Source organism: Neobacillus niacini (assembly GCF_046591715.1).
Taxonomy (GTDB): Bacteria; Bacillota; Bacilli; order Bacillales; family Cytobacillaceae; genus Neobacillus; species Neobacillus niacini_L.
Genome location: NZ_JAWVNQ010000004.1, coordinates 246,064 through 272,746, shown reverse-complemented (window position 1 = coordinate 272,746; position 26,683 = coordinate 246,064). Strand labels below are relative to the sequence as shown.

General features: G+C 36.7%; 29 protein-coding genes. 21 read left to right on the top strand and 8 right to left on the bottom strand.

Annotation, left to right across the window (positions count from 1 at the left end):
* Positions 1-4: 4 nt before the first annotated feature.
* From SFC47_RS13575 to SFC47_RS13545, 7 genes are all read left to right on the top strand, one after another.
* Positions 5-760, top strand: coding sequence for a gluconate 2-dehydrogenase subunit 3 family protein (locus SFC47_RS13575; RefSeq protein ID WP_411254824.1), 756 nt, complete (start codon positions 5-7; stop codon positions 758-760).
* A gap of 46 nt (positions 761-806) precedes the next feature.
* Positions 807-2,522 carry a GMC family oxidoreductase gene (locus SFC47_RS13570; RefSeq protein WP_411254823.1) on the top strand — a complete coding sequence of 572 codons (1,716 nt, stop codon included), beginning with the start codon at positions 807-809 and terminating at the stop codon, positions 2,520-2,522.
* A 19-nt stretch (positions 2,523-2,541) separates the two neighbouring features.
* The gene (tatA, locus tag SFC47_RS13565) at positions 2,542-2,733 is read left to right on the top strand and encodes a twin-arginine translocase TatA/TatE family subunit (protein WP_411254822.1); all 192 of its coding nucleotides are present in this window, start codon (positions 2,542-2,544) and stop codon (positions 2,731-2,733) included.
* A gap of 269 nt (positions 2,734-3,002) precedes the next feature.
* A complete protein-coding gene (locus tag SFC47_RS13560) occupies positions 3,003-4,502 on the top strand; it encodes a malate:quinone oxidoreductase (RefSeq protein ID WP_411254821.1) in 1,500 nt (499 codons plus the stop codon).
* A gap of 180 nt (positions 4,503-4,682) precedes the next feature.
* Positions 4,683-5,663, top strand: a complete 981-nt coding sequence (locus SFC47_RS13555; protein ID WP_411254820.1) for an NAD(P)-dependent alcohol dehydrogenase — start codon at positions 4,683-4,685, stop codon at positions 5,661-5,663.
* Positions 5,664-5,799: 136 nt separating this feature from the next.
* Positions 5,800-6,555, top strand: coding sequence for a class I SAM-dependent methyltransferase (locus tag SFC47_RS13550; RefSeq protein WP_411254819.1), 756 nt, complete (start codon positions 5,800-5,802; stop codon positions 6,553-6,555).
* A gap of 78 nt (positions 6,556-6,633) precedes the next feature.
* Positions 6,634-7,092 (top strand): GNAT family N-acetyltransferase, encoded by a 459-nt coding sequence (locus tag SFC47_RS13545; RefSeq protein WP_411254818.1) that lies wholly within the window; start codon positions 6,634-6,636, stop codon positions 7,090-7,092.
* A 66-nt stretch (positions 7,093-7,158) separates the two neighbouring features.
* Here the strand turns inward: SFC47_RS13545 and SFC47_RS13540 are convergent, their stop codons facing one another.
* The gene (locus SFC47_RS13540) at positions 7,159-7,512 is read right to left on the bottom strand and encodes a DUF1516 family protein (protein ID WP_411254817.1); all 354 of its coding nucleotides are present in this window, start codon (positions 7,510-7,512) and stop codon (positions 7,159-7,161) included.
* 187 nt (positions 7,513-7,699) lie between these two features.
* Here SFC47_RS13540 and SFC47_RS13535 point away from each other — a divergent pair, with 187 nt between their 5' ends.
* Entirely contained in the window at positions 7,700-8,470 is a 771-nt protein-coding gene (locus SFC47_RS13535) for an NADPH-dependent oxidoreductase (RefSeq protein ID WP_411254816.1), read from the top strand.
* A 57-nt stretch (positions 8,471-8,527) separates the two neighbouring features.
* On the opposite strand, the gene SFC47_RS13530 is transcribed toward SFC47_RS13535, so the two are convergent.
* Together SFC47_RS13530 and SFC47_RS13525 are read right to left on the bottom strand one after the other, a co-directional pair.
* Positions 8,528-9,229 (bottom strand): AIM24 family protein, encoded by a 702-nt coding sequence (locus tag SFC47_RS13530; protein ID WP_411254815.1) that lies wholly within the window; start codon positions 9,227-9,229, stop codon positions 8,528-8,530.
* A 116-nt stretch (positions 9,230-9,345) separates the two neighbouring features.
* Positions 9,346-9,579 (bottom strand): hypothetical protein, encoded by a 234-nt coding sequence (locus tag SFC47_RS13525; RefSeq protein WP_411254814.1) that lies wholly within the window; start codon positions 9,577-9,579, stop codon positions 9,346-9,348.
* 173 nt (positions 9,580-9,752) lie between these two features.
* Between SFC47_RS13525 and SFC47_RS13520 the strand changes: the two genes are divergently transcribed.
* A complete protein-coding gene (locus SFC47_RS13520) occupies positions 9,753-10,505 on the top strand; it encodes a hypothetical protein (RefSeq protein ID WP_411254813.1) in 753 nt (250 codons plus the stop codon).
* A gap of 55 nt (positions 10,506-10,560) precedes the next feature.
* Here SFC47_RS13520 and SFC47_RS13515 read toward each other — a convergent pair whose 3' ends face one another.
* On the bottom strand, positions 10,561-12,306 hold the full coding sequence (locus SFC47_RS13515) for a hypothetical protein (protein ID WP_411254812.1): 1,746 nt from the start codon (positions 12,304-12,306) through the stop codon (positions 10,561-10,563).
* Between the two features lie 188 nt (positions 12,307-12,494).
* Here SFC47_RS13515 and SFC47_RS13510 point away from each other — a divergent pair, with 188 nt between their 5' ends.
* Both SFC47_RS13510 and SFC47_RS13505 read left to right on the top strand, forming a co-directional pair.
* A complete protein-coding gene (locus SFC47_RS13510; protein WP_411254811.1) occupies positions 12,495-13,445 on the top strand; it encodes a ribose-phosphate diphosphokinase in 951 nt (316 codons plus the stop codon).
* Between the two features lie 252 nt (positions 13,446-13,697).
* Positions 13,698-14,225 (top strand): hypothetical protein, encoded by a 528-nt coding sequence (locus SFC47_RS13505; protein ID WP_411254810.1) that lies wholly within the window; start codon positions 13,698-13,700, stop codon positions 14,223-14,225.
* Between the two features lie 48 nt (positions 14,226-14,273).
* On the opposite strand, the gene SFC47_RS13500 is transcribed toward SFC47_RS13505, so the two are convergent.
* Positions 14,274-15,101, bottom strand: a complete 828-nt coding sequence (locus SFC47_RS13500) for a formate/nitrite transporter family protein (protein WP_411254809.1) — start codon at positions 15,099-15,101, stop codon at positions 14,274-14,276.
* 294 nt (positions 15,102-15,395) lie between these two features.
* Here SFC47_RS13500 and SFC47_RS13495 point away from each other — a divergent pair, with 294 nt between their 5' ends.
* The 5 genes from SFC47_RS13495 to SFC47_RS13475 all read left to right on the top strand — a co-directional run bounded on the left by SFC47_RS13495 (position 15,396) and on the right by SFC47_RS13475 (position 19,707).
* Positions 15,396-16,862, top strand: a complete 1,467-nt coding sequence (locus SFC47_RS13495) for a hypothetical protein (RefSeq protein ID WP_411254808.1) — start codon at positions 15,396-15,398, stop codon at positions 16,860-16,862.
* A 19-nt stretch (positions 16,863-16,881) separates the two neighbouring features.
* Positions 16,882-17,583 (top strand): sporulation protein, encoded by a 702-nt coding sequence (locus SFC47_RS13490; RefSeq protein ID WP_411254807.1) that lies wholly within the window; start codon positions 16,882-16,884, stop codon positions 17,581-17,583.
* Between the two features lie 115 nt (positions 17,584-17,698).
* Complete coding sequence (locus SFC47_RS13485; RefSeq protein ID WP_411254806.1) at positions 17,699-18,196, top strand: hypothetical protein; 498 nt, start codon at positions 17,699-17,701, stop codon at positions 18,194-18,196.
* A 36-nt stretch (positions 18,197-18,232) separates the two neighbouring features.
* Entirely contained in the window at positions 18,233-18,922 is a 690-nt protein-coding gene (locus SFC47_RS13480; protein WP_411254805.1) for an NUDIX hydrolase, read from the top strand.
* Positions 18,923-18,954: 32 nt separating this feature from the next.
* Complete coding sequence (locus SFC47_RS13475) at positions 18,955-19,707, top strand: GNAT family N-acetyltransferase (protein ID WP_411254804.1); 753 nt, start codon at positions 18,955-18,957, stop codon at positions 19,705-19,707.
* A gap of 54 nt (positions 19,708-19,761) precedes the next feature.
* Here the strand turns inward: SFC47_RS13475 and SFC47_RS13470 are convergent, their stop codons facing one another.
* On the bottom strand, positions 19,762-21,108 hold the full coding sequence (locus SFC47_RS13470) for a uracil-xanthine permease family protein (RefSeq protein WP_411254803.1): 1,347 nt from the start codon (positions 21,106-21,108) through the stop codon (positions 19,762-19,764).
* Positions 21,109-21,374: 266 nt separating this feature from the next.
* Here SFC47_RS13470 and SFC47_RS13465 point away from each other — a divergent pair, with 266 nt between their 5' ends.
* Positions 21,375-22,352 (top strand): aromatic ring-hydroxylating dioxygenase subunit alpha, encoded by a 978-nt coding sequence (locus SFC47_RS13465; protein WP_411254802.1) that lies wholly within the window; start codon positions 21,375-21,377, stop codon positions 22,350-22,352.
* 359 nt (positions 22,353-22,711) lie between these two features.
* Complete coding sequence (locus SFC47_RS13460; RefSeq protein WP_411254801.1) at positions 22,712-23,209, top strand: beta/alpha barrel domain-containing protein; 498 nt, start codon at positions 22,712-22,714, stop codon at positions 23,207-23,209.
* A gap of 177 nt (positions 23,210-23,386) precedes the next feature.
* On the opposite strand, the gene SFC47_RS13455 is transcribed toward SFC47_RS13460, so the two are convergent.
* The gene (locus SFC47_RS13455) at positions 23,387-23,608 is read right to left on the bottom strand and encodes a hypothetical protein (RefSeq protein WP_411254800.1); all 222 of its coding nucleotides are present in this window, start codon (positions 23,606-23,608) and stop codon (positions 23,387-23,389) included.
* A gap of 154 nt (positions 23,609-23,762) precedes the next feature.
* The gene (locus tag SFC47_RS13450; protein WP_411254799.1) at positions 23,763-24,914 is read right to left on the bottom strand and encodes an SLC13 family permease; all 1,152 of its coding nucleotides are present in this window, start codon (positions 24,912-24,914) and stop codon (positions 23,763-23,765) included.
* A 180-nt stretch (positions 24,915-25,094) separates the two neighbouring features.
* Here SFC47_RS13450 and SFC47_RS13445 point away from each other — a divergent pair, with 180 nt between their 5' ends.
* The 3 genes from SFC47_RS13445 (at position 25,095) to SFC47_RS13435 (ending at position 26,679) form a co-directional block, all read left to right on the top strand.
* Positions 25,095-25,598, top strand: a complete 504-nt coding sequence (locus SFC47_RS13445; protein ID WP_411254798.1) for a DinB family protein — start codon at positions 25,095-25,097, stop codon at positions 25,596-25,598.
* A gap of 234 nt (positions 25,599-25,832) precedes the next feature.
* Positions 25,833-26,213, top strand: coding sequence for a hypothetical protein (locus SFC47_RS13440; protein ID WP_411254983.1), 381 nt, complete (start codon positions 25,833-25,835; stop codon positions 26,211-26,213).
* The gene (locus SFC47_RS13435) at positions 26,203-26,679 is read left to right on the top strand and encodes an aminodeoxychorismate lyase (protein WP_411254797.1); all 477 of its coding nucleotides are present in this window, start codon (positions 26,203-26,205) and stop codon (positions 26,677-26,679) included. Before SFC47_RS13440 ends, SFC47_RS13435 begins: the two co-directional genes overlap by 11 nt.
* Positions 26,680-26,683 lie beyond the last annotated feature (4 nt).

Genomic DNA, 26,683 nt, shown 5'->3' with positions numbered 1-26,683 from the left:
TTTTATGGCAGAAAACTCCAAACAACATGAAGAGAAAGAATCACTTTCACGCCGCAAATTCCTCAAAAGTTCTGGTATAGCAGTGGGGGGGTTGGCTGTTGGTGGTGCATTAGGCAGTTTACTTCCATTTAAAGATAAAACAACGAATAATCTGAATGTAAAAAACCAAAGGACTGAAGAAAACTATAATCTAGCATTAATGTACTTTACCAGGGAGCAGTTTAAGATGGTGGAAGCCGCAACGGAGCGTATTTTTCCGGCCGATGATAATGGACCTGGAGCCAAGGATTTAGGTGTTGCCTATTTTATCGACCACCAATTAAGCGGGGACTGGGGTTTTAATTCAAGGGAATACATGCAGCCACCCTTTTATAAAGGGGAAAAAGTCCAAGGATATCAAGGCCGGCTGCGACGACGTGAAATTTTTGATATTGGATTACGGGAAATGCAAAACCATAGTTTAACGAAGTATAAGAAGAATTTTGTTGAACTCTCAGAAGAAGAACAAGACGATATTTTAACCGATTTTGCTGAAGATAAGGTTAACCTTACAACCCTTTCTCCAAGTGGTTTTTTTAATATGCTAAGGAGCAGTACATTAGAAGGGGCCTATAGCGACCCCTTATACAGTGGAAATAGAAATATGGAAGGATGGAAAATGAGAAATTATCCAGGCAGTCAAATGGCATATACCCAAATTATTGATAAAGAGTTTACGGTTATTCCACCAAAAAGTCTAAAGGACCATCTTGGCCAGTAATGGATTTAGAATTTGCACTAAATCAACTATGAATGAGGTGTAAGAAGTGGCAAAGAAATTACCAAAAGTTGATGTTGTCATTGTCGGCGTTGGCTGGGCAGGCGGGATTATCGCAGCAGAGCTGACTAAGCAGGGTTTAAATTGTGTCGGATTGGAAAGAGGAAAAGAGCGAAAAACAGAGGATTATTTTATGATGCACGATGAACTTCGTTATGCTCTTCGTTACGACCTGATGCAGAATCTCTCGAAGGAGACCATTACATTTCGAGGAAATGAAAGAATCAGAGCTCTGCCAATGCGGCAATACGGTTCCTTTATATTAGGAGAGGGTCTAGGAGGTTCGGGTGTTCATTGGAACGGGCAAAACTATCGCTTCCTCCCTTACGATTTTGAAATCCGCAGCAAAACGATAGAAAGATACGGTGAAAAAAAGATACCTAAGGATATGACCATTCAAGATTGGGGTATTACTTATGATGAATTAGAACCATATTTCGATAAATTTGAAAAAATGGCAGGGATTTCAGGGGAAGAGAATCCGCTTGCTGGGAAAAGGTCTAGTCCATATCCAACACCGCCGATGAAAACAACACCAGCACTTGAAAAATTTAAAAAGGCGGCAACGAACTTAAAGCTCCATCCCTATAACCGTCCTTCCGCAAATCTTTCTGAACCTTATACAAATCCGGATGGGGTAGCACGTGCAGCGTGTCAATATTGTGCTTATTGTGAGAGGTTTGGCTGTGAATATGGAGCAAAAGCGGATCCTGTAGTTACCGTTATTCCTGTAGCAAAAAAGACCGGGAAATTTGAGATTCGCACGCATTCCAATGTCAGACGTGTGTTGAAATCCGGCAATAAAGCAACCGGAGTCATGTATATAGATACGACAACAGGAGAAGAGATTGAACAGCCCGCTGATATTGTGGTATTAACAAGCTATGTGTTTAATAATGTTCGATTATTATTACAATCGGGTATTGGGCGGCCATATGACCCGGCAACAGGATCAGGTGTGATTGGGAAGAATTATGCCTATCAAGTACAAAAAGGGAATGCGACAGGCTTCTTTGAAAAGGAAGAATTTAATACCTTTGCAGGTGCAGGTGCACTCGGCATGACAGTGGATGATTATAATGGCGATAACTTTGATCATACCAATCTTAATTTTATTCATGGAGGATCCATTGCCATTTCTCAAACCGGTTTTCGGCCGATTTCAAATAACAAAGTTCCAAAAGGCACCCCAACATGGGGGAAAGAATTTAAAGCAAATTCGGTAAAATATGCTAATCGTGTTCTATCCGTTGGCGGACAAGGAGCAAGTATGCCTTTTAAGCATCATTATCTTGATCTTGATCCGACATACAAAGATGAATTCGGAGATCCATTAATTCGGATTACTTATGATTTCGAAGAGCAGGACAGGCAGTTAGCTAAGTTTTTGTCGGAACGATGTGTTGAAATCATGAAAGAAATGGGTGCTGACCATATTGATTCTATGGAGGAACTGGGTCCATATGATATTACCACCTATCAATCGACCCATAATACAGGCGGTATCATCATGGGAGCAGATCCTCAAACTTCTGCCGTCAATAATTATTTGCAAATGTGGGATGCTGACAATCTTTTTGTCGTTGGCGCTACAGCATTTGCCCATAATAGCGGCTATAATCCAACCGGAACGGTTGGGGCATTGGCTTATCGAGCAGCGGAAGGGATTCTAACCTATAGACAAAAAGGCGGGATTTTAGCATAAATTATTTGAGGAGGAAAATATGCTTTCAAATATAGGGATCCCAGGATTAATTCTTATTCTAATCATTGCTTTAATCATTTTTGGGCCAAAAAAGCTCCCCGAAATTGGATCTGCGTTTGGAAAGACATTATCCGAATTCAGACGGACTGCTGCTTCCATTATTGATGAAGAAGAGGAAGTTCTAGAAAGTAATAAAAGACAGCAGCCATAATGATAGGAAGACCAAAGCCTTAACCGCTGAAAAAGCTAAGTTAAGGCTTTTTTTTCGTGTACTTAAAACCAGTTTAGGACTTCTCTCTTTTTATAAGCTTTTAAATAATTTATAATTATCATATAATAGTATATAATTTAACTTATAATGAATATATTAGACTTTGATATGGTAATAATTGATACAGAAAAGGTGTGTGGCTTGTATGTGCTTACCCAGGCGTCCTCGTGCATCTTTCTGCAAATTTTTAAAAGAAAAGGTTGGTAAAAATGAGCTACGGAGAAACTAAAACAGACGTCATATTAATTGGCGCCGGAATCATGAGTGCCACTTTAGGGACGATTTTAAAGGAATTAGTACCGGAATGGGAAATAAAAGTGTTTGAGAAGCTTGAAAACGCAGGAGAGGAAAGCTCTAACGAATGGAACAATGCGGGAACAGGGCATGCGGCACTGTGCGAGCTTAACTACACTACCGAAAAACCGGATGGATCTGTAGATATAAGTAAAGCAATTAAAATTAATGAGCAGTTCCAAGTGTCAATGCAGTTTTGGTCTTATCTTGTAGACAATAAGCTGGTAGAGAATCCTCAGGAGTTTATCAGACAATTGCCTCATATGAGTATGGTACAAGGGGAAGAAAATATTACTTTCTTAAAGAAAAGATTTGAAGCGCTCACAAAAAATCCACTTTTCCAAGGTATGGAATTTTCTGAAGACCCGGAAAAACTGATGGACTGGATTCCGCTTATTATGGAGGGCCGCGTATGGAATGATCCGATTGCGGCAACTAAAATAGACTCTGGTACGGATGTCAACTTTGGTGCCTTAACACGCAGGTTATTTGATCACTTAGAGAGTAAAAATGTTGAAGTCAAATATAATCATAGTGTGAATGACCTTAAACGCACCAGCGATGGCTTGTGGGAATTGAAAGTTCAAAATCAGTTTAGCGGTACAGTCAAACGCCATACTGCGAAATTTGTCTTCATCGGCGGCGGAGGCGGAAGCCTGCACTTACTGCAGAAATCTGGTATTCCTGAGGGGAAAAATATTGGCGGCTTCCCAGTAAGCGGCATATTTATGGTGTGTAATAATCCTAAAGTTGTAGAGCAGCACCATGCAAAAGTATATGGAAAAGCGAAGGTCGGCGCACCGCCAATGTCTGTGCCGCATCTTGATACAAGATTTATCGACAATAAGAAATCATTATTATTTGGACCATTTGCCGGATTCTCACCAAAATTCCTGAAGACTGGGTCCATGTTCGATTTAGTAACCTCTGTAAAACCGAATAATGTTTTGACTATGTTAGCAGCAGGTGCAAAGGAAATGCCTTTGACGAAATACTTGATTCAGCAAGTATTGTTATCAAAAGAACAGCGTATGGAAGAGCTGCGTGAATTTATCCCAAGCGCAAAAAGTGAGGATTGGGACTTAGTAGTAGCGGGCCAGCGTGTACAAGTAATAAAAGATACCGATGCCGGTAAAGGGACGCTTCAATTCGGCACCGAAGTAATAACAGCTTCTGACGGATCCATTGCAGCATTACTAGGAGCATCTCCTGGTGCTTCTACAGCCGTTCACGTTATGCTTGAGGTCATCAAAAAATGCTTCCCGCAGCAAATAAAGGAATGGGAACCAAAAATTAAAGAAATGATTCCATCTTACGGTGTGTCACTAATGGAAAATCCAGATCTTCTTCGCAAAATTCATTCATCGACTGAGCACTCGCTCGGTCTAACAGAAAAAGAGCTGGCTTACAGTTAGGATACTGTTTGGGGATTAACAATAAGTAAAATAATGAAAAAGCAGAAAGCTTACAAGTTATTATCCATACCTTGTGAATTTTCTGCTTTTTTATATTCTATACTATTCCAAATATTGTTAAACTGTAGTTCTAAGTATTCGTAAATATAGATATATCTATACTGAATAGGAGGCGAATAAATGAAAGCGATTGTCTACACAAATTATGGTTCCCCGGAAGTCCTTCAACTGAAAGAAGTAGAGAAACCGATTCCTAAAGATAATGAAATACTAGTAAAAGTAAAAGCAACAACTGTAACCGCTGCAGATATTCGTGCACGAAGTTTTACCGTTCCTCGTGTCTTTTGGCTCCCGGCACGAATTAGTCTGGGTTTCAAACAACCCAAAAAAGAGATTTTGGGGGTGGAGTTAGCTGGAGAGGTAGAGTCAGTTGGAAAAGATGTCAAAAGATTTAAGATAGGGGACCAGGTATTTGCAGCATCTCTGGCGGGGTTTGGCGGTTATGCTGAGTATAAGTGCCTGCCCGAAGATGGACCTGTGTGTATTAAGCCTTCTAATCTTACTTATCAGGAGGCTGCAGCCATTCCAATTGGAGCCCGCACAGCCTTGTTTTTTCTTAGAAAAGCTAATATACAGAAGGGTCAAAAGGTTCTGGTTTATGGTGCTTCAGGAAGTGTAGGAAGTTATGCCGTACAGCTTGCCAAGTATTTTGGAACACAAGTTACTGGGGTATGCAGTACATCTAATGTAGAATTAGTGAAAACATTGGGCGCGGATCAGGTAATTGATTACATAAAAGAAGATTTTTCAAATAGCGATGAAACGTATGATGTAATATTTGAGGCTGTAAACAAGAGTTCCTTTACAGATTGTTTGAAACTGTTAAAGAAGAATGGCACCTATATTAATATTACAGAACCACTGCCAAATGCTAGAATGCTATGGAATCAATTAACAACCAGCAGGAAATTAATATTGAGTCGAAATTCACCTGAAACACAAGAGGCACTAAACTTCCTTAAAAATTTGGTGGAAAACGGTGAATTAAAGGTAGTTATTGATAGAATCTATACGTTTGATGAGATCGTTGAAGCTCATAAGTATGTCGAGAAAGGACACAAGGTGGGGAATGTCGTTATTAAAGTAGGAGATAAATTCTAAGAAAAATAATTAACTATCAATAAAGGAAGGCAGGCATTTCTTACAGAAGGAGAAATGCCTTTTTTGTAGAAATAAAGGTACAAGTCATCATTTTCAAATGATATGGAAGAGTTAACTTAACTAGGAGGAATATCTAGTGAAACCAACGGAAAATTTCAGCGGAAAGGCAGATATGTATTCTAAATCTCGCCCTAGTTACCCAAATGAATATATAGATTATTTATTTTCAGCCAATCATGTGGATGAATCTTGCAGAATTGCAGATATTGGTTCTGGGACAGGTATTCTAACCAGACAACTGCTGGAAAGAAGAGTTAGTGTGACAGGAGTCGAACCAAATAAAGACATGCGAACGAAAGCAGAACAAAACTTGAGAAAGTTCGATCTATTTACTTCTATTAATGGTTCAGCTGAAGATACTACTTTACCGGAAAATAGTGTGGATCTCGTTATAGCTGCTCAAGCATTTCATTGGTTTGACAAAGAGAAGTTCAAATTAGAATGTAAACGAATTTTGAAGCAGGAGCGCAATGTTGCGCTAGTATGGAATAGCAGGGATTCCGAAAGTCCTCTCATAAAGGAAAATGCCGAGATTTTTAAGAAATATTGTCCAAGCTTTTATGGGTTTAGCGGTGGAATCGGTGAGAATGAAGAAGTGTTTAAACAATTTTTTCGAAATGGTCAATATGAATATAAAAGGTTCCACTATGATTTAGTTATGGATTATAATGGATTTTTGGGCAGGAATCTTTCAGCGTCATATTCACTAAAAGAATCAGACAATGATTACAAATTATTTGTGGAAGATATCTCAAATTTATTTGAAAAATACAGCTATAATGGAACAATCGTGATGCCGAATTTTACCCGAAGTTATTTAGGTTATGTGTAATGTAAATAACTATCAATCAAAAAAGTAGATTAGCAGAAATTCTGTATATACATAGAAAACAGTTAAGGGGATAACAACATGGAAATTATTGAGCTGCAAAAAGGGAATGAACTTTTAAAGGAAGGCATTGAGGTATTTTGGAACGTATGGGCGTCAGAAGACAATTTTAAGTTTTACGAGGATTGTATTCTTCATTCCGCTGAAACTTCCGAAGACCTTCCGAGATTTTTTGTCGCTGTTGAAAATGAAAAGATTATTGGCACGTATGCAATCTTAAGAAACGACATTAATAGCCGCCAGGATTTATGTCCATGGCTAGCATGCTTATTCGTTGATAAAGAGTACCGGGGGCAAGAAATCGGTTCGCAACTTTTGGAACACGGTTTAAGTGAGGCTGCCAATAAAGGATATAAGAAGCTTTATTTGGCTACTGATTTAGAAAACTATTATGAAAAATACGGTTGGGACCATAATGGGATTGTCTATGGACCAAGTGGCGGTTTTTTAAAAATTTATGAAAAAAGTACTGGTATATAAATATAATCTGGAAAAAAATCAAGGAGTGATTCATCGGTGCCAGGCACCATGATTCACTCCCCTTTTTTATTTAATTAAATCGAACCCCATTGGAAGTGTGAATCCTAGTGCAAAGAGGAGAACTAGAACGATAGAGAAGGCAATCCAGATTACGTCTGTTTTCTTTCCTTTTTGTTTCCGCACGATTACCATTTCAAATAGACCAATCATTAAAATACCAAGTATTGCCTTCAAATAATAAGATAACGGAATGGAAAAAGCCGCAAAGAAGAGCATACCGCCTGTTACGATGATAAGAATGTAGGTGGCACGTAATATCATATGCCATATTTTAATATTTTTCCCTTTGTTTTGAAGTACTGCAATAAGAATAAGGAAAACCAGCGATAATACAAGAGATGTTAAATGTGCATGTGTCATGAGAATTACTCCTTATATTAAATTATCTTTTAGATAAACCTACTATAATAGGAAAATATAAAAGGTTTCTAAATTAAAGATTAAATCTTTCTTAAATAGTAAAAAATAAAGGTGCTTTTCTTTTAATAGGCTAACTTTTTTGATAGGGTAAATACTATATCAAAATTCAAAATAAGGAGGAGTATGAATGAACACTCAAGAAAATAAAACAAATGAAGTGGTCAAAACTATGATGACTCATCGATCCATTAGGCATTATTCTGAGCGTAAGGTTAGGAAGGAAGATCTAAAGACCATAATCGCTGCTGCACAAGCAGCCCCTTCTTGGGTGAACGGTCAACATGTTACGATTATTTCTATTAATGATCAAGATAGAAGAAAGAAAATGGCGGAACTTGCAGGAAACCAAAAACATATTATAGAAGCACCAGTATTCCTAGTGTTTTGCGCAGATTTTCATCGAATCAAGGTGGCATGTGAACTAGAAGGTACTGAGTTTAAGGCATCTGTGAATCCTGATTTATTATTAGTAGGAGCAGTTGATGTTGGTATTTCGATATCAAATGCCATTACAGCTGCAGAATCGCTCGGATTAGGCACAGTTCCTATTGGCGGAATTCGGAGAAGTCCTCTTGAATATATTGAACTGTTGAATTTGCCGGAGTATGTCATTCCTGTCTCAGGTCTATGTATAGGTTATCCAAGCGATATCCCTGATTTGGCACCGCGATTATCTATGGAAGCTATATTTCACCAAGAAAAATACAACGAGAATATCCAAGATGAAATCAAGGAGTTTAATCATATACATAGTGAAGCAACGAAGGGAAGAAATAGCGGGGGATCTACCTGGACACAAAGAATGGCTAATTTTTATAAAGATGATTTTTATGTGAATGATTCATACAAAGATGTAGGGGAAATGCTGAAGCAGCAAGGCTTCTTGAAAAATAGATAAGCGTAAATTGACCATATAAGAATAGTCCCCTGTCTTTAGAAAGGAGGACTAGTTTTTTTATGTAATATTTTGTTTCGCTTTCATGTAAACTTCTTCAAAAGGCTGAATCACTACAAAGCCGTCACCTTCGAATTTCATTTGAATAGATTCACCGCTGCCTCTTCCAAAAAAGGTTTTTAAGGTAATATCTGTCTGGAAGCTTGGCATAAGATTACCAGACCATGCTACGGTGGCATTTGGGTCAGTAATAACGGGGTTTCCTGGTGTTACTCTTAACGTGATAGGCTCATAATGCGCGGTAAAGGCAATCATACCCGTTCCTTCGCAGCGAACATTAAATAATCCGCCGGCAAGCATTCCGGCAATTCGTTTCATTAATTTAATTTCCCATTTAATACTAGGTTCAAAGGCTAATAGATCATTCCCGTTTATAAAGATGGAATCGTTTTGCAGATTTAAGATAATGATTTTCTTCCCGCTATCGGCAAGATATAATTTACCCTTGCCGTTCGCTTTCATCAAAGAGGCACCTTCACCCGTAAATGCTTTTTTAAAAGCAGTACCAAGACCATGTTCTAAAATTCCCTCACGAACAAACTTTATCTCTCCGTGATAGGCTACCATTGAGCCAGCCTTGGCCCAAACCATTCCGTCTAAATTTACCTCTAACATTCGAGGAGTCTCTAATTCGAAGAAGCCTTCTCCTTTGTCTTTCTGTTCTGTTTGCTTGATAAATTCTTCAATTGAGTATCTGCTCAATGCTTCCACATCCTTCCATACTATTAAGTACGTATACTAAGTGTTTATGTTTCAATATTTTTATAAAAAAAGCCCACTCTAACAGTCGTTAAGTGGGCTTTAGTGAACTAGTAAGTTCATTGTTTCTTTTTTACGACTAACGAATGGGCATTTCCTACTTTTTCTTCTAAATAACTTAAAGAGTAGTTTCCAGAAGGGTCTGTTAGGTCACCAACTGCACGGGATAAGTTATCAATTACGATTGTTAGGAGTTCAGGTGGAATTTGTACTTCCCTTAAATTTACCTCATCCATAATTTCATGAGCAAGTCTCTGAATTTTTCGCAAGCGCATTCCCTCAGAAGTCATCATTATCATAGCCTCCTTCAAAATCATCCTGCCAAAAATATATGTGTCTTGAGAAAATTCTTGCTAAAAATTTAATAATTCAATTAATTAAGGAGCTAAACTATAAAAAATAATTGACATTGATAATCATTATCAATTATTATCGTATTAAATAAATTTTTTTGCGGGGGATGCAAATGATTCAAATACAGTCAATAACAGAAGAGAATTTAAAAGACTTCATCACCTGTCCATATAAATTTTATTTTGAGTTTATAGAGAAGAGAAGAAAATCGATTAACTGGAGGCAAGTTGTCCAACATGTCGTGAATAAAGTTGTGTACTCCTTCTATCAGCTTCCAGTCGAACGGCGCGATTCAGGGTCTGTGTTAAGATTAATTGATAAATATTGGAGTAAAGTATCTCCCCAAATATTTGATTCCAGGCTGCAATATTATTTGGTCATTGCGAAAATAACAGATTATCTAATGGAAAATATCACAGCAGAATCAAAAAAAACGCCACCCTTATTTTTATTCGAAAAACTAAATACATATTTTGAGGAACTGGAAGTTGACCTATCATTAACATTTGATGTTGCTGAGTGGTCACATTCTTCCTTTGTGATAAAAAAATACCTTCTCGATGCTACGCCAGAAATGTTAACGCTATACAACCATTTGTCAGTCGTTTTTTCTGAAAAGGTATTAAAGAGAACTCCTCTGCGAGTAGAAGTGGTTACACTTCTAGATGGAAGGAAGCATGTCTTTACCCCGACTAAAGAAGATATACAGGAAGGTCTTAACTACCTTCAAGTAATGAAGTACTCGATTCAGAATTCTTCTGCCTATTTTAAAACGAATAATGTAAACGAATGCAATAATTGTCCATTTCTGGAGGAATGCAATCAAGATTCCATTGAGTTAACACCCAAAAAGTACTTATCCTAATTTGATACGAAAATAAAAAAAAGGTCACATAATATAGTATGTGACCCAACCATATTTATGGTTTAGTTAGTTCAGTAAACAGTGTTTTTACTTCCCTTATGAGGAGATAAAAGACCCATGGAATCCCAATGAACAGAAAACCAAAGAGGATCATAGGCTCCCAATCAAAGACAGTTGCACCTTTACCAGTTTTTGCATAAACGACTTGGGCGACTGTCCATAGAGCATAACCCAGGTAGATGAATAATAATCCGGGCTGCTGGGGTCCAAAGACTTTTTCCCCGCGTATTTTTTCTTCCGACATCAGGACATCCCATAGCATGGCTATGGTTAAAATACATAATTTTACCGAATTCATCACACCATTGGGAAAGATTCCATTCCAAATATTGTGGGCAAACATGACTGCCACTAAAACCCAAGGGACTAGCTGAATCCACCATGAACGCTTGGGTGCAATAATTTGATGGACTACTAAAAAAGTTAGGATTTGAAAGAGGGTATAAAGTTCGGCGAGGGCAACTTGATTGTTCAATAATTGATCGATGACAAAACAACAGCTTAAGAAGACGGAAAACTTTAGAGCAATGGTGACGAAAGGAGAGGATCTTCGCTGGTAAAGTAATAAAATGCTCCAAATTATGAAGAAAAAGGCAGTAACCCCATCTAAGCCCCATAGTGTTAATCCGTTAAAAGTAAAACCGAAAAGCAGGTTTCCACCTATTTTTAGACTGAAGGTCAGCATTAGCCAGATTCCCAGTACTACGATAAAAATAGAGAAAGCCCTTAATCTTTGAATGTAAAAAAGTATTCCAGCTAAAACAAGGCTAATAGGACCAATGGCTGCTGTCAGGAGGTTAGAAATATAGTCAATCGGCATCTGTACCCCAAACAAGATTAAGATGGCGGCCAAACCAACGGGTACAGGATGGATTACCGCTATTAACATTAACCAGTGTTTAAATTTTGGTTGAAATTGCAGCAGATGTTTGGGTGTGTATCTTACAATGAAAAAGATAAAGATGAGAAAGATGAAAGAGAAGAACAGGCTGCTGATTGAATGCCATTCTATTTTCCATAAATTGAATCCCAATTTAACAAGCGAAGTAATGAATAGAAGGATTAAGACCACTTGTTTTCCCAAAGAGTTACTGAAAATCGCAATCTTCTCGACGACCATGTCCGACACATTAGCCAGCTCGACTCCAGACAATATAATAAGAGGAATTGGAAGGATGACGGCAAAGGCAATTAACTGTGTGACGCCGATGTATATTGTCACCATTACCCCCATTTCCAGGAGAAAAGTTCCAACTATATTTACGATTCCCCAACAAATAAAAACCGAAAAAAAGATGATCTGAATATCTTTTACTGTCGGATGTCCCGGCAGTGGATGTGAACCTCTCCACAGAAGATACCCTATTATGAAAAAGATGGGCAGCAAGATAAAATTCACAGCCAAAAACGACTGACTCAAAAATAGTAATAAAATGGCTACAATGCTTATGGCGGTAAATCGTGTCAAAAAGTGACCATGAGTTGCTCCGATTAAAACAAAGGTCATGGCACTAATTAAAAGAATCGCAACAAATAAAATAATAGGAACGGGATGACTGACCATTCCGTTCGAATATGGAAGAAGAATTAGTTGTTCCTTGAATAGAACCGATAAGGAAGGTATTACCGTTGCGATGATTACCAGGGTCAGTCCGTAGAGTAAAAGTGATTTATGATGTGGCTGCAATGCAGATAATATATTTGAAGCTGAAACTTTACTCTTTGTTGAAATTTTACTCATTTCTCATAACCTACTCTCTGCAGGTGTTTTTCTTGTACATATTATGCTTGTATAAATAATGGGACACTATGGATGGGCAATATTTTTCAATTTGTGTTAAATTGTGTTCTAGAGACCTCATTTGATGTAAAATGAGTAGATGGACTAAAGTTTTAAATGTAAATAAACAAAGCATGGGGGACATTATAGTGCCGTATCAATTGAAAAAAAAGTTTAAATTGTTTTCATTAAATTCAAATCAAAGCCTGGCAAAAGAAATAGCTTCACATTTAGGATGTGAAGTTGGCAAGAGTTCGGTCAAGCAGTTTAGTGATGGGGAAATCCAGGTTAATATAGAAGAGAGCGTACGGGGTTGTGATGTATATATTGTTCAATCTACTTCACATCCAAACAATGACCATATTATGGAGCTGCTTATCATGATTGATGCCTTGAAAAGAGCCTCAGCCAAAATGATTAATGTGGTTATTCCTTATTACAGTTATGCACGTCAAGACCGTAAAGCAAGATCGAGGGAGCCCATTACAGCCAAATTAATTGCGAACCTTTTAGAAAAATCAGGTGCTACCAGACTGATAACAATGGACTTTCACGCCCCGCAAGTCCAGGGTTTTTTTGATATTCCAGTGGATCATTTAATTGGAACGCCCATTCTATCAGCTTATTTTGAAGAAAAGGGACTTAGTGATGTTGTCGTTGTTGCACCACATAATGGTGCTGTAGGGAGGGCGAGGAAATTGGCCAAGCTGTTAAATGCTCCGATTGCCCTTGTTGATCGCCGGCGTACGGAACATGATGGCTCTGAAATATTAAATATTATTGGGAATATAGAAGGTAAGAATGCCATTATTGTTGACGATTTAATTAATACTGCAACAACTACTACTTTAGCAGCCAATGCGTTAGCAGAACAAGGAGCAAAAGCAATATATGCTTGCTGTACTCATGCTGTTCTGTCTGGACCTGCTATCGATAGTATTGAATCTTCACCAATCCAGGAAGTGGTGGTGACGAATACGATTGAACAGACAGAAGAAAAGAAAATTGAAAAAATTACGATGCTCTCCGTTGCTCCATTATTAGCAGAGGCTATTGATCGAATTCATAATGAAAGAGCAGTAAGTCCATTATTTGAATAAGTTATTTTGATATATAAACAAAGAGCAGTCGAATAGTATTCGGCTGCTCTTTGTTTTTTTGAGAATCAAAATAATGGGCCTTAGGGCTTGTTTGAAAGGGGAATATTCATCAGTTGAAGGTAATAAGGACTGGGGATAATTACCCTTTTTGCTGATAATGAAAATTTTTTGTTCTATATCATTTTGATACAGGCATACACAAATTAAATTTTGAATAACGTTAAGAGTACTTTCAAAAAGGAGGTTTTCATCATGAAAAATTTGTTTTCCTTTCTAACGGTTTTAGTGGCTATATTTATGCTGGCTTCAGTTGTGACTGCGAAAAGTCACTCAGGAAGAGATGATTCTAGTAAATTTAACGATCGTGACAAAGTTAAGTGGTCTATAGAAAAAGTAAGGGATGCTACGGAAAAATATAAAAATGTAAATCGAGCTATAAAGGATGGATATGCTCCAACAGATTTTTTCGTCCCAAATATGGGATTTCATTATGTTAAAGAAAAATTAGTTGATGGTAAGGTAAATGCTTTAACTCCAGAGGTACTTCTGTATGTTCCTACCAAAAAAGGATTAAAGTTAGTCGGGGTAGAATATTTGTCCACTGATGTTAGAAGTAGTCTTTTCGGAAGGACCTTTGACCCCGCAAATACAGAGGCTGGCATTCCACCTTCCTTACATGCCTGGATTTGGGAACGAAACCCTGATGGAATGTTTACTCCTTTTAATCCAAAGATTGGAAATGGACCTGGAGGAGAAACAGGAACACATCAGGGTCATTAAATCTTTGAAATAATTAGAGCTGCGTAAATTGCAGCTCTAATTATTTAACTATAATCCAATTTTCTTATCTAATATTCCTGGTTTTTTTGCTCCTTCAATTACGGCGTATTCATTCTTCTTATAAGCAAACCAATACGCCATACCGATAAACAAAGCTCCCCCAACAGCATTACCTAAGAAGACAGGGATGAAGTTATTTAGGTAATCCATCCAAGTCAGATGTCCTGCAAAAATGGCGGCTGGGATGACAAACATGTTGGCAACGACATGTTGAAATCCAATTGCAACAAATGCCATAGTTGGAAACCAAATTCCTGCAATTTTTCCGATCATATCCTCACTTCCATAGGATAACCACACAGCTGCTGCTACAAGCCAGTTGCAGCCAATACCTGAAACAAATGCCTGAAGAAAGGTTGCGTTTATTTTGTGTTCAGCAATATGAACCGTACTATTCAAATAGATACCTGTTTCGGTTAATCCAACAATATGTCCAAAGAAGTATGCCACGAAAAGGGCGCCCAGAAAATTGCTAATTGTAATAAGCAGCCAGTTTTGGAGAACCTGTTTGGTTTGAATTTTATTTGAAAATCTTGCCAGTGGCACTACCATCATATTTCCCGTCAGCAGCTCCCCTCCTGCAATTAATGTAAGAATTAGTCCGATTGGGAAAACGGAGGCACCTAAAATCGCGCTAAGCCCGGATAAACTTTCAGACAGTGGTGCAGTAACACGAATATAGAGCAGAAATCCTAATGAGATAAATGCCCCTGCTTGGAAACCTAATAGCAGGGTTGTTAATAACGGATAACTGGTTTTTTTAATTCCATTTTTAATTGATATTTCTAATATTTGGTCCGGTTTATGTAGTGACATGACACTAATTCCTTTCTATCACCAATAATGTGAAGAACATCACATGTTTATTTGTCTTTATTTTAACGCAACACACTATGGTATGCTGTGAACTTTCTTTAACATTTTTCCTGTAAAAAGTTTTGATTTTTTAAGTGGCTAATTAGAGTGATTTTTATTGAATATTACAAATTTCATAGGTAAATAGTCTTTTGTTTATGTTAAAATATACTATATTTTTGATTTTGTAGAATATCGTCCTGCCAAATCAAAGAGTTATCTATATATTAAAGAGAGTATAAGGGTGGGGAAGTTTTGGATAAAATTAAACATCAGTTGAATTTATTTATTATTCCATTTTCTTTCGAAACAAATGGTAATTTCGATAAAATTGTTGAGAAAATTGATGATATGAAAATGGAAAAAGAAGTACATCAGAGCAACAATCGTTCAGTTTGGCTGCCAATCCAGCACAATAGCGAGGACCGCTTTTTTGGTCATATTAATCAACTTGTTCCCAATGATGGAAAGGTATACGAAAGTACAATTGGTAAACTTTGGGGTCTAAATCAGCTGGCATGGGATTTATATGGTCTCCCTAAAAACAAAAATAATAATGTTGTGTTACATACATCTAAAAAGAAAGAAATCGTACTTAAGATAACCGATGTCCAACTATATCTCTTTGAAACAGGTGTCGGCTTTCTGATTTATGATATCTATTATCCTTCTATTTCACATATGGAAGATCTGGTGCTGGCCAATTATTATGTCAAGAGGCTCAAAAATTTCGGCGGCCAAATGCACCTCCTAAAACATGCAAATGACAAAAGTACATATGAAATGAACTCTAACTTTGCAAATATCACTGCCGGACTATTAAATCCATTGGTTGTTACTTCTTATTTCGAAAAAGACAATCTTGAGCCAAAGAATGCCTTAGTCTTTAATACATCAATTCTAGATAAATCATTTAGTGAATCTGATGGATATATTACTAAGTTGCAACGTTTTCTATTTGAAACTCGACGTGTATTCAAAGAATCATATCAACCGAGCCAAAGTGAATATGATATTGAAAAAAATGAGGAAATATATAAGCCATTTAATAATAGCTACTGGGGAATAGCATTAGAAGGTGCTTGCAATATTGTCCTGCACACAGGTGATGAGATAACCAACAATTTCTTCTCAGAAAGTTATATCATGAATGTTAAACTCAATTATTTTTATATGTATATCATAGCGTTACATCAACGTTATGCTTTATTGCATTTATCTGTCCAGGCGGCAGAGATTCCAAGAGATATGGATACGTTAATCGAATCAAATTCTTCTATTGAAACCATTACAAAGTTAAGAGAGGAAATTGCTTATTTTGATTTAAGGAGTTCTTTTTTACAAGTTTCGCATATAACCCACCAAAATAAAGTATATGAATACATATATAGAGTTTTACATATTGGGGATTTACACAGGAAACTTCAATCTGAAGTAGAGTCAATTGCCTCTCTATTGGATATTCGTAAAGCCGCTGTCGAAAAGAAGAGTCTGGAACGCAGAGAGGAAAGAAGAAGGAAAAACGATAATTTTTATGTGACGATTACCAGTATTTTTGTTGTCATTTCTACTTTAAGCAGTATATGGTCATTATATACTGACTGGTGGAATGAGGAATCGGCCCCAGAGGCTTTTGTTATAAGTTCGATTGCGATTGTCATTGCAGCCTTACTAGGAATTAAGTACAAATTATCTGACAAGGACGAACCACAAAAAGAATAATGCTGAGGAGAGAATGATAGTGATTTATTACAAAAAGAAACTACACCGCGTAAATTTTGAAGAGGTAATTATTGATACAAAACTAGAAAATAATCACTATTCAATTGGAGAAAGAGTAAATGGAGAAGTCGAAGTTAAATCGGGCTCTGAAGATGTAAGTTTGGGTTACGTTTATATTTACTTAAAGACTGAGTGTGCAATCAATCCACTGAAACCGCTTGAAAAAACAGAGGTTTTACTTGATAAGTTCGTTGTTTCCCAGCCTCTCACTTTAAAAGCAAACCAAACGGTTCACTTGCCATTTTCGTTTTTGATCCCATTTCATACGCCGATTACCTATCGCAGTGTAAAGGTTTTTCTGCATACGGGTCTTGATCTCCATGCGGGGGATGATCCGGAAGATATAGATTTTATTGAGGTAGGTCCATCAACGATACAGGAGCGGATTTTTACTAAAATTAAAGATTTTCAATTTAAAGAAGGCAGAACAAAATATATTAAAACGAAACAAAATCAATTTGTTCAAGTTTTCAATTTTATTAATGAGGATAGCTTAGAAACTCTAACATTAGAGTTTATTTCAAGTAGTTTTGCAGAGACTGTCTTACATATTAAATATGACAACACTGTTGTGAACAAAGAAATTGTAATCTCAGTTAATGTTGCAGACACAGAAGATATTTTAAAAGCAAAGCTGCAGACCATTTTTAATAATTACTAAGTTGTATTTTTCCGCACAGTAGATCTTCGCTGGTGCGGTTTTTAGTAAGTTAACAAGTCTCCAATTTTGGTATAGAATTAGATTATGATTGTTATTGTTTTTGGAGGAATGGTTTATGGCTATTGTAAAATCTGTGAAAATTGATGGAGAGAATATACATATTTTTAATAGCGCGATTTATATCTTTGCATCACAGTCGGGCTACACGCTTGAATTGGATTTGATTGTAAGTGAAGTGACAGAGCGAAAATATAAGAAAGAGCAGAATCTAATTATGGAAATAGAATTAGAAAATGGCAGGCTGATTGATTCCATTATGCATGTGAAAACCCTATCAGGAGGATTGCCGCAGCTTAATTTATATTGTGATCTCCATACAATAGATGATTACGGAGATCTTGATATGGTAGATGAGAGTAGTTCTTGGTTTCCAAATGCAGAAGAGGGAGTCACGTTAGAAGAAATTAGAAAAGTAGAAATGCCTAATGAGAACATAAGCCTTAAATTAAATTTACCTATCAATCAGGTAGAATGGTTAAAAAAGCAAAACAAAGCGAGTTTAAATGAAATGATTGAAGTGTTTATATCTGAATATTGGAAAAGGCAAGATTGATCGGAGTGCTTTTTAAAAAATTGGGGGTGGAACAAGATGGCTGTAATACCAAAACCGGCTTCAACCGTTGTATTAATGGACGATTCATCTAGAGTGTATTTAACAAAACGGCCAGCTACAATGAAATTTATGGGTGGATTTCACGTTTTTCCCGGAGGATCAGTAGAAAAACATGATGAAATGGTAGAAAATGATTATGTGAACAGCGATAAGTCTCAGCTTTCTATTAGTCTTTCATATTATATTGCCGCAGCAAGAGAATTATTTGAAGAAGTTGGGATATTGTTGGGGAATAAAAGAGACGGTTCGCCAGTTCGATTGCCTATTGAAAAGTTAGAAGATTATCGAAAAGACCTTATAGAAGGTGAATTGCCTTTTATTACAGTGTTAGAACAAGAAAATCTTTATTTCGAGCCTCAATGTTTAACCTATTTCGGTCAAATTATCACACCGGAGGAAAGCCCAATCCGTTTTGATACCTGTTTCTTTTTAGCAAAACTTCCAATAGGACAACACCCCGTGCCAGATCAAAAGGAAATTGATGGAGCAGTCTGGATGAAGCCGGAAGATGCACTAGTTGCATTTCAGAACAAAGAAATAAAACTCGCCCCGCCAACTATTCTTTCACTACAAGCAATTATTGACTATCAAGAAAGCGGTGTCTTAAAGATGTCCGTATCCAAAACAGATTTGATGCGCCTCATTCAAATGATAAAAAATTTATAGAAATTACTTCAGGCAAAAAAGGGGTCTTATTAATGCAAATTACATTTGATAATATTTTCATTCACAGTCATATCACTGCTGAGAATGACTTATACAACCATTACCACTTTCCGGAAATGTTATCACGTTATGATAGTAATTATATTGAGTTTAAAACTTTTCCTAAATTAGAAGATTTAAAGGAGGCAGAACGTTATTTAAGAGAATTTCATCGGAAGCATGGTCAAAAACATGTGAAGTTTAAATTTCCGGCCAATGAAAAAATTCCAGCTGAGTTAGTGAAGTTCTTAAATCAGGAAAATTATGATATTGGCTTTCTTGAATTATATGCGATTGAACCCCATCAATTTCCAGATGTAAAGGATAACCCTGACATTAAGGTTCAAATAGTAACTGAAAAAAACCTAAGGGATTTTCTTGCTTTGCAGTATCAACAGGATATCATATTTGGCAGGAATTTTGCGGATCAGAAGGTAGAGCTAAATAAACGTATTTTTGAAGATCCTGCAATCCTGCAGCTTCTAGCTCTCTATAAAGGTACGCCAGCTGGTGCAGTGGATGTAATCATCACGAAGAATACTGCCGAAATAGATAATTTAGGTGTGGACGAAGCCTTTCAAAAGAAAGGAATCGGAAGCGGAATCCAAAAATTTGTGATGGATACCTTCCATGATAAGACTGTCATTCTAGTAGCCGATGGTCAGGACACGCCTAAGGAAATGTATAAGAGGCAAAATTATCAATATCTTGGCTATCAATATTACACCCAAAAGGTGGAAGAATAAGATAGAATAATAAAAATGCTTGGATTTCGAAAAATCCAAGCATTTTGTGTGCATTCACTGTGTAAGTGATTTTTGTTTTACAGCTGCCACTGATTTTCGTTCTTGAGGAATGACGAGATTTAGTATAACTACAGCCAGTGCTCCAACAGCTGTTCCAGAAGATAAGATATAATTTGCAAAGTCGGGAACACTGTAAAGAATTTCTTTTGGAAGAACAATTGTACCGATAGTTAATAGAATCGGAACACCGATCACCATCATATTACGATCATCGATGTCTACATGCTGAATTACTTTCATCCCGTTCATGACAATCGCCACACAGACAACTCCGAAAATTCCTTGGATGACTGGTTCAGGTACACATGTGATCACAGCTGATAATTTTGGAAGTAATCCTAGTGCAATCAAAATGACCCCTGCACTAATAATAGCCATTCTGCTAGCGACACCTGTAATTGCGATAATACCTGCATTAGAAGAATACCCTGTCATTGGCGTTCCACCGAAAAGCGACCCCACGAAACACCCAATTCCTTCACCAAGAGATGCTCTGTTCAATCTTTTCTCGTCTAATTCACTGCCGGTTACTGTGGATACAACAAACCAAGTACCAGTTGTTTCGATTAAGATAATTAAATAGATAAAGACCATAGTGAGAATAGCTTGTAAATCAAAAACAGGCTTTCCAAATGGGAAAAAGCTAGGAAGTGAAAACCATTCTGCTTCTTTTACAGTCGAGAAATCGACACTTCCAAATAATGAAGCGGTAATGGTACCTGCGACAATTGCTAGAATAACCGAAATAAGTCGGAAAAAGGTTCCATACCCTTTTTGTTTACGCCCTAAAAGAATACAAATAACTAGTACAGCAGCGGAAACAAAGGCAATGATTACGTTATGACCTACATGACCCGGAGCAGAATAAATGCTATTAAAGGCAGAAGGCATGAGTGAAATTCCTACTATCACGATGACTGTTCCACCGACTATAGGCGGGATGATCTTTTTAACAGCTTTCGCAAACCACTTTAAAGGATACCCTAGGATAGCAATTAGTAAAGCACCAGGCAGTAAGCTTCCAAAAACGGCTCCCATTCCAAGCTTTCCTCCAATTGCTGCAAGAGCACCGATAGGAACGTAAGAAGGACCTTGTACAACGGGTAAACGTAGTCCGCCAATGGTTTGAATTAGGGTTGCAATACCCGCTGCTAGGAAACACATTTGAATGAAGAAAGTAGTATTCATAGAATCTAATGATAGTAAACCCGCGATAATGATTGGAGCGATATATAAATCCATCGCAAGTACATGCTGCATACCAAGCAGAAGTGCCTTTCCTACACTTATCTTTTCATCTATCTCAACTGTAATGTTCGGGTTTTGCTTATTTTGTGTCACCGGAACCATTCTCCTTTATTATTAAAATATGTAAAAAATAAAATAGAAACACATGTAAAATATAGTATAAATGGCGATATGGTTGTTTATTCCTGCGCGGGTAATAAAAACTCTATTTGTATTATAAGAGGGAGTTTTAATATTGTAAATATAAAATTACGAATATTTTTTGATGAACATAAAATAATGTTCGTCTTTTCGTGTTGACTATAAAATATATTCTTAATAGAATATAGATACACAGATTCTTAGGGGGAGATGTAAAAATGCAAATAAATGATACGGTTCTTCGAAGTGATTGGATCGTGGTATGTAAAATAGAAGATGTTAAAGAAGAACCCAAACAAGTAGTGATGATGGGGGAAAGAGTTGTTTTATTCCGAAATGAACAAGGCATTCATGCCTTTAAGGATTTATGTATCCATCGAGGAGCAGCACTATCTCTAGGCTGCGTGAGAGATGGCAATCTTGTATGTCCATATCATGGCTGGGAATATAATGATGAAGGTACTTGTACAAAAATTCCACAGCTTCCTAAAGGGAAATCTATTCCACTAAAAGCTAGAGCGATTAAATATACATGCAGAGAAGAGTATGGATTTGTTTGGATAAATCTTGAAAACAACAATCCTGAATTTCTTCCATATCCAGAATATAGTGATCAAAATTATCGTAATATCCAATGGGGACCTCAGGAAGTGAACGCCAACCCTCCAAGAATTGTAGAAAACTTTCTTGATGTAGGTCATCTTTCCTTTATACACGAAGGATTTCTTGGGGTTCCTGAACATCCTGAAATTGGCGATTATGATGTTAATATTGATGGAGATAGAATCTTCTCAGATGAAATTGCTATTTATCAGCCAGACCCCGATGGTACTGGCGTTGCCAAAAATGTTTACTACACCTATGAAATCGTACGGCCATTAACCGTCCGTTTTACCAAAAGAGACCCGGATACCGACAATAAGATGAGTATTTTACTAACCATTCTTCCTGTTACCGAAGGAAAGTCGATTGCTTATGGTATCATGTCTTTTAACTATGAAACGGGTACAACTGATCAAGAAACAATTGAATTTCAAGATATGATTTTTGCGCAGGACAAACCAATCGTTGAAAACCAAAAGCCAGAGCTCCTGCCGCTTGATTTGCAGGTAGAACTATCATTGAAATGCGACCGTATGAGCATAGCTTACCGGAAATACTTGAAGAAACTCGGAGTAACGCTGGGAACTGAATAATTGGGTGCCTGTCACCGTTCGTGGACACTGTCCGCCTGAGGCGGACAGTTGTTTTTATTATTCACTCCCTTCGCTTTAATGAAAAGCTTTTCTTAAAGGTGTTACAGTTTTGTGGATATTTACTAATTATGTATGCGTCCTAGTCTTATAATGCTATACTTCTTTTATTATTTATTACTCTTCATCTACTCCTCTAATTTCTTCATATTGAGTTCCTTCGACTTAATTCGAGATCTTTCCCTATCGGTTTATCCATCTAATAACATTTTTGCCCATCTTTTAGGAGGTGATTACCAAATGTACACATAGTTTCTTCTAAAACTCTTGTATTTAAGAATCTATTTTTTAGGAGGTTCATAATGGGACTTGATATGCATTTATATTCTTTTCCAAAAATTGATGGCATGAATTTGGCTGAAATTCGTTGTGCTGATATCCATCTGAGTGAGCTGGAAGAAGAAAAGGGCAAGTTGTACGACAAGATAAAAGTTTATATTAAACACTTTGAAGAATTAGGTTTTTCATGGCGGAGTCTTCGAACTGAAGTTGCTGTATGGCGAAAAGCAAATCAAATTCATCATTGGTTTGTGGAGAACGTACAAAATGGTAATGACGATATGTGTTCCTATGAAGTGTCAAAAGAAAACCTGCAAGAATTATATAATTCATGTGTAAATGTAATGAAAAGAAAAACACCGCATAATGAATTACCCACAAGAACAGGCCCATTTTTCGGAAGTACTTCTTACGATAATTATTATTACTGGGAAGTCGACCGGACCAAAACCATTCTTGAAAATCTCCTCAAAAACTTCAACTTCGAAACCCACTATATGGTGTACTGCGCCGATTGGTAATATCCCAAAATCCACCTGAAGTGAAATCATTATTAGTATTCCAGCAATGGTTATAAAGGTAATTACTATCAACAATTAAACTATGATTGATACAAAAATGGCAGAGAAGAACATTTAATAAATGATTCTCTGCCTTATTTTTACCCATATACAGAAATAATAATTACCCTAGACTCATTACATTTCATCATCTATTCGCTCTTGAAGGAAGCGTCTGTCTTCCTGGTTTTTATAATCATTATTACTTTCATTTACGTTGGTTTTCCGTTTATATTGTACAGGACGGAAGTTTACATCATTTTCCTGATTTAATGATTCTCTTTTATCAACGTTACAGGCAGTTAATAATCCAATTGAGAGGAAAGTCGACAGAATAATCATTTTCCATTTAGTTTTCATATTGTTACTCCTCGGAACTTTTTTTAGGGGATAATTTTACTATGCACCAAAGAGAATCTTTTAAACGAAACAAATTATGTAAATATTTACAAATACATAAGAAAAAATGAAACAAACTGCTGTGTTTCTTGAGCAGATTTGTTTCATTTTCTAATTAGAATATTTTTAGGATTTTAAAGATAAGATATGGAATCAGTGTTAAAAAGGCTAAAAAGGAAAAGTTATATAAGCTAAACTTAAGTAAATATTTTTTACCTTCGGATGGATTCGATTGAATATACAATTTATAAGAAATTACACTTGCCATTGAAGCAATAATGGTTCCTAGTCCTCCGATATTTACACCCAATAGTAATGGTTTCCAATTAGATGTGAATTCTGCCAATAGAATGGAAGCAGGGACATTACTAATAAACTGGCTTAAAAGAATAGAATGGAAATAAACGGATTCAGAGTCTTTTAAACTAGCATTTGCCAGTGAATGGATGACACTAGTGTTGGATATATTTCCTACAAAAATAAAAAAACAGATAAAGGTTAACAGCAGCAAATAATCTATTTTAAATAAAAGTGGTCGATTCAAGATCACTGCAGTTATCAATGTAACAATAAAAGCAGCTTTGTAGGAAATGACTCCAAAAATGGAGGCAATGATAACGATTAGAACGATTCCCCATATTATGGTTGTTTTCGGGTAGTTAACATTACTCTCTGGAATCTCCACGCTCAGTTCTTTCCTATCCAGTCTTTTAATGAAGATATATAAGGAAATGATACCAAGGATAGCAATAATAAGTACTGTCGCAAAGAAAGGCAGGGCAGTTATTCCGTAATAAGAATAAATAAACAAATTTTGTGGATTGCCCATTGGCGTCAGACTGCTTCCGATATTTGCCGCTATGGTTTGAAGGATGATCGTTTCCATCATGGGCATTCCCGTTTTCCTGCTAATTACAAGAGTCAGGGGTACGAAGGTTAGTAGCGCTACATCATTTGTAACTAACATTGAGCTGAAAAAACATAACAGGATAAGAATGGCTGAAACGGCTTTACTATTATTGCATTTATTTAAGATCGAAATCGCAAATTTGTCTAAAACTTTTAGTTCCTCAAAAGCTTTAATCACGATCATTAAGTTAAGTAAACTAATCAAAACCGGGAAATTAAGATACTCTATCTTTGGAGATTGGAAAAAACAACTCGCCATAGCAAGGAAAAATGAGATGGTAAAAACCAAGTCTTTTTTTAGAAAATTTACATTTAGTTTGATTCGATTTTTATTTTGAATAAGTACAGATTCTTTCACAATACACCACCGCTTATTTATGTATCTCGATAGATTGACAACGATATGATTCTATCATGGAGCTGTACCTTTGGGAATTAAAATAAATTTTAAAAAAACAAATGGGATATTTTGTATTATGTTTGGAAATGGAGTAAGATGCTAGTGTAGTCAAAAACAATTGGTATTGGAGGAAATCAAATGTATACAGCAGTCTCTCATTTTATCAACGAATGGAATCAAGAAGCCGTTTCTACCCAAAAGGTATTGGATACCTTAACAGATGAATCACTTCAACAAAGAGTTTCTCCGGAAGATCGTACGTTAGGTGAAATTGCCTGGCATATTGTTGCGAGTACACCGGGAATGTTAATGGAGTTTGGTGTTACAGTAAAAAGTTCATTAAATGAAGCTGACCTTCCAACCTCAGCAAGGGGAATAGCCGAAACGTTCCGCAGAGTTAGTGCAGAAACTAGTGCAGCTATTAGTGAACAGTGGACAGACCCATCCCTAATGGAAACGAAAAGTGTATTTGGAATGGACCTTCCAAGAGCGGTAATGCTTAATATGCTCAACAAGCATATCATCCATCACCGTGGACAGATGACTGTCCTTATGCGCCAAGCTGGATTGAAGGTCCCAGGCGTGTATGGACCATCACGAGAAGAATGGAGCCAAATGGGAATGGATGCAAACTCTCTGTAAAGCAAGGAAAGTTTTTGGATAAAGCCGTCTTCACAATCGTGAAGCGGTTTTTTTTCGTAAAAATATACTCCATTACCAAAGACATATAGGTTATGGACAAGAACAATTACCTGCTTTTTGACAAATTCCTCGGACTTTTGATGTATTTTGTAGAATAAAATCGAAATTTATTTATTTTGGATGTATAATAGATTCTTGTGTTGGTTCTATTAAAAACAAGGAGGTAATATTTTGATGGAATGGACTTTATTTGGATTGTTTCTGCTCTCTGCAGTATTACTTGGATATTCTTTATTTAAGTCATATCGTGACTCTAAAGTAGAAAAAAAGCAAATTGATTTAGTACATGTATCCCTAATGAAAGAAATCAATAGCATTCAAGATTCAATCCGCGATATCGAGCTTGATATAGAAGTGGTCATAAAAGAAGCTGGAATTCAACTTTCTGCAGAAGAAAAGCTTTTTATGCGAGAAATCATAGACTTATATAGACGTAACTACTCAATTGAAAGCATCGCTGAGAAAAAAGAAGTACCAGAAACGAAAATTGAGCAGCTGTTAGCCCCTTATTTAAAATTAAGAGATGAAGGGGGACTTGTTGCTAATGCGAATTAACTTGATAAGCAGCTTTGCAGCAGGAATCCTTATAGCTACAACCATCTGTGGGATCGTTTACTTCACCGATGACACTGCCTCACAAAAAGTATCAGCAAAATCTTCCGAAAAAGGTCAACTAACGGCGGCACAGATGAAGGATAAACTTGAATCTGACGGTTATGTTGTACAAACCAAGGAAGAACTTGAAAAGATTTTACAAGCTGCAAAAAGTAGTGAAATAAAACCAGACGACTCAAAAGAAAAGGAAAAAGCGGTAACCCAAGTTGTAGTTAATGTTGCTGATGGGATGACTAGTATCGATGTGGCAAACGTCCTTTTTCAAGCAAAATTAATTCCAGACGCTTTCAAATTCACTCAGGATATTGAAGCTAGAGGACTGCAAAACGCATTACGGCCAGGTTCATATACAGTCAACAGTGACATGTCATATGACCAAATGATTGCAACTATTTTTACTAATTAATAAG

Bases quoted from the DNA above. Each gene is read 5' to 3' on its own strand.
- SFC47_RS13575 (WP_411254824.1), top strand. From the start codon at position 5: ATGGCAGAAAACTCCAAACAACATGAAGAGAAAGAATCACTTTCACGC.
- tatA (WP_411254822.1), top strand. From the start codon at position 2,542: ATGCTTTCAAATATAGGGATCCCAGGATTAATTCTTATTCTAATCATT.
- SFC47_RS13560 (WP_411254821.1), top strand. From the start codon at position 3,003: ATGAGCTACGGAGAAACTAAAACAGACGTCATATTAATTGGCGCCGGA.
- SFC47_RS13555 (WP_411254820.1), top strand. From the start codon at position 4,683: ATGAAAGCGATTGTCTACACAAATTATGGTTCCCCGGAAGTCCTTCAA.
- SFC47_RS13545 (WP_411254818.1), top strand. From the start codon at position 6,634: ATGGAAATTATTGAGCTGCAAAAAGGGAATGAACTTTTAAAGGAAGGC.
- SFC47_RS13540 (WP_411254817.1), bottom strand. From the start codon at position 7,512: ATGACACATGCACATTTAACATCTCTTGTATTATCGCTGGTTTTCCTT.
- SFC47_RS13535 (WP_411254816.1), top strand. From the start codon at position 7,700: ATGAACACTCAAGAAAATAAAACAAATGAAGTGGTCAAAACTATGATG.
- SFC47_RS13525 (WP_411254814.1), bottom strand. From the start codon at position 9,579: ATGATGACTTCTGAGGGAATGCGCTTGCGAAAAATTCAGAGACTTGCT.
- SFC47_RS13520 (WP_411254813.1), top strand. From the start codon at position 9,753: ATGATTCAAATACAGTCAATAACAGAAGAGAATTTAAAAGACTTCATC.
- SFC47_RS13515 (WP_411254812.1), bottom strand. From the start codon at position 12,306: ATGAGTAAAATTTCAACAAAGAGTAAAGTTTCAGCTTCAAATATATTA.
- SFC47_RS13505 (WP_411254810.1), top strand. From the start codon at position 13,698: ATGAAAAATTTGTTTTCCTTTCTAACGGTTTTAGTGGCTATATTTATG.
- SFC47_RS13500 (WP_411254809.1), bottom strand. From the start codon at position 15,101: ATGTCACTACATAAACCGGACCAAATATTAGAAATATCAATTAAAAAT.
- SFC47_RS13485 (WP_411254806.1), top strand. From the start codon at position 17,699: ATGGCTATTGTAAAATCTGTGAAAATTGATGGAGAGAATATACATATT.
- SFC47_RS13480 (WP_411254805.1), top strand. From the start codon at position 18,233: ATGGCTGTAATACCAAAACCGGCTTCAACCGTTGTATTAATGGACGAT.
- SFC47_RS13475 (WP_411254804.1), top strand. From the start codon at position 18,955: ATGCAAATTACATTTGATAATATTTTCATTCACAGTCATATCACTGCT.
- SFC47_RS13465 (WP_411254802.1), top strand. From the start codon at position 21,375: ATGCAAATAAATGATACGGTTCTTCGAAGTGATTGGATCGTGGTATGT.
- SFC47_RS13460 (WP_411254801.1), top strand. From the start codon at position 22,712: ATGGGACTTGATATGCATTTATATTCTTTTCCAAAAATTGATGGCATG.
- SFC47_RS13455 (WP_411254800.1), bottom strand. From the start codon at position 23,608: ATGAAAACTAAATGGAAAATGATTATTCTGTCGACTTTCCTCTCAATT.
- SFC47_RS13445 (WP_411254798.1), top strand. From the start codon at position 25,095: ATGTATACAGCAGTCTCTCATTTTATCAACGAATGGAATCAAGAAGCC.
- SFC47_RS13440 (WP_411254983.1), top strand. From the start codon at position 25,833: ATGGAATGGACTTTATTTGGATTGTTTCTGCTCTCTGCAGTATTACTT.
- SFC47_RS13435 (WP_411254797.1), top strand. From the start codon at position 26,203: ATGCGAATTAACTTGATAAGCAGCTTTGCAGCAGGAATCCTTATAGCT.